The sequence below is a fragment of the uncultured Nostoc sp. genome, assembly GCF_937863485.1.
GTDB lineage: Bacteria > Cyanobacteriota > Cyanobacteriia > Cyanobacteriales > Nostocaceae > Nostoc.
On record NZ_CALMFY010000217.1, the window covers coordinates 66,441 to 68,644 of the forward strand.

Genomic DNA, 2,204 nt, shown 5'->3' on the forward strand with positions numbered 1-2,204 from the left:
CCGATACAATGTTAATGCGTTCCCCTGCAATGCCAATGCATCCCGATACAATGTTAATGTGTCCCCCTGCAATGCCAATGCATCCCCCTGCATTAAAAACGCTACGCTTTTATGCAAAACTGTACTTAGTTTTGATCATATCGCGCATTGAAAATACGGCTGATGCATTTATAACTTGTAGTACCAATATTTGTTTTAACCATTCTCTCTGACCGCCATAACTTTCTCAGTTATGAGCAGCATTTGTATAGTCCGCTTAATTCGCGATGATAACTCGCAAATATTTTTTCCTTTATTTCATTTTCTTGCCAAATAGCAATTGGCAGCCAAAGTGATACAATCAAGCCAACAACATCCTACGGAGTAAGATGGATGCCGATAAATACAGTTCTCCGCAACCACTATAAAATCGTAGGGCTTTTAGGAAGCGGTGGGTTCGGTGATACCTATTTAGCTGAAGATTTAGATTTGCCTAACAAGCCCAGGTGTGTTGTCAAACACTTAAAACCGAAAACCTCCGATACAGCAGTTTTACCAATCGCTAGACGATTATTTGAAAAAGAGGCAGAAGTTTTATATCGCTTAGGTAACCTGAGCAAGCAAATACCCAAATTATTCGCTCATTTTGAAGAAAATGGGGAATTTTATTTAGTACAAGAATTTGTGGATGGACGTGACTTGTCTACAGAGATAATTCTTGACCAGCCGTGGGGTGAAGCTGAAGTTGTTCAACTGTTGCAGGAAATTCTTGAAGTTTTAGTAGTGGTACATCAGCAGAATATTATCCACCGAGATATCAAGCCGCAAAACTTGATGCGCCGGCGCAAGGATGGCAAGATTATGCTGATTGACTTTGGAGCAGTTAAAGAAATTGAAGGTTTAGCACAAAATACTCAAGGTCGAGTGACTTCGACTATAATCATTGGCTCCAATGGTTATATGCCTAATGAGCAAGCTAGTTCTAGGCCAAGGCTGTCTAGCGATATCTTTGCAGTGGGGATTGTTGCTATTCAAGCTTTGACAGGTAGAATACCTCAAGAATTCTCAGAAGATGCAAGTGGGGAAATTATCTGGCGTCATTGGACAAATGTCAGCGATCGCCTAGCTGATATCTTAACAAAAATGGTGCGTTACAACTTTACCCAACGCTACCAGTCAGCAGCAGAGGCGTTAGAAGCACTGGTGTCCTCAACATCTCCGACTCGCATCGTAGCTTCAACTTATTTAGTTTCTCCTGTAAAGCCAAAATCAACAAACAGGCGGATATTTGGATTTAATCGGATAGTTTTAGCTGGAACTGTAATTGGAGCAGGAGTAGCGGCGATGCTTGCATTATCTTATTTTTCCAAACAGCAATCTCCCCAAATAACAGAAAAAACTGATTTTCCTAAACAGCAATCTCCCCAAATAACAGAAAAAACTGATTTTCCCAAACAGCGATCTCCCCAAATACCAGAAAAAACTGAACAATTTATTTCCCTACCTTGCAGTTCGGAACTAACTTCACTTCCCTCAACTAGAAAACCCGATAGAAAATTTCCAGATGGTACTAAATATTATGGGGCTATAGATAAAAATAACAACCTATTTGGTAAGGGAGTAATGATATTTAAGAATGGTAGTCGATACGATGGAGAATTCAACAAGAGTAAGCGCAATGGTTGTGGCATATTTTTATATCCCCCAAGCAGCAGTTTTTATAAAGATTATATAGGTCAATTTGTCAACGATAAATTTGAGGGTCTAGGAAAAATTAGATGGAAAGATGGTAATGAGTATCGAGGCAATTTTAAAGCTGGGACATGTGAAGGTCAAGGAATATTTCAATTTCTAAATGGCTCTTTTAAGAGTGGAATTTGGCAGAATGGAAAATTGCCAGGAAGCAATTTGTCATGTAATAAATAAAAAAACTTTTATGTAGTATATGTAATATGACTTAAGAATGATAAATATTAATATTGAATGTAAATCCGCTTTATTAACGAAAAATGAAACAAAAATCGAAATTCATTGTTTCTACTGCTTGGTTACTTTTATTCGCCAGCTTTGGTATAGTTATTCTGCCACAGGTAACTGTAGCACAGCAGGAACAACCAAGCCAAACTCCGGCAACTCCAGACCAACCTCCAGCAACTCCAACTCCTGAAAGAGCACGACCAAAGAACTTTATTGATTAGAGAAATTTAGAAACTCACTCTAATACA

2 protein-coding genes are annotated in these 2,204 nt (G+C 38.6%); both read left to right on the forward strand.

Annotated elements, in window-relative coordinates; translation table 11 throughout:
* Nucleotides 1-372 precede the first annotated feature (372 nt).
* Complete coding sequence (locus tag Q0541_RS29735) at nt 373-1,905, forward strand: protein kinase (RefSeq protein ID WP_298919696.1); 1,533 nt, start codon at nt 373-375, stop codon at nt 1,903-1,905.
* 83 nt (nt 1,906-1,988) lie between these two features.
* Nucleotides 1,989-2,177, forward strand: a complete 189-nt coding sequence (locus Q0541_RS29740; RefSeq protein ID WP_298919697.1) for a hypothetical protein — start codon at nt 1,989-1,991, stop codon at nt 2,175-2,177.
* The last annotated feature ends 27 nt before the right edge of the window (nt 2,178-2,204 follow it).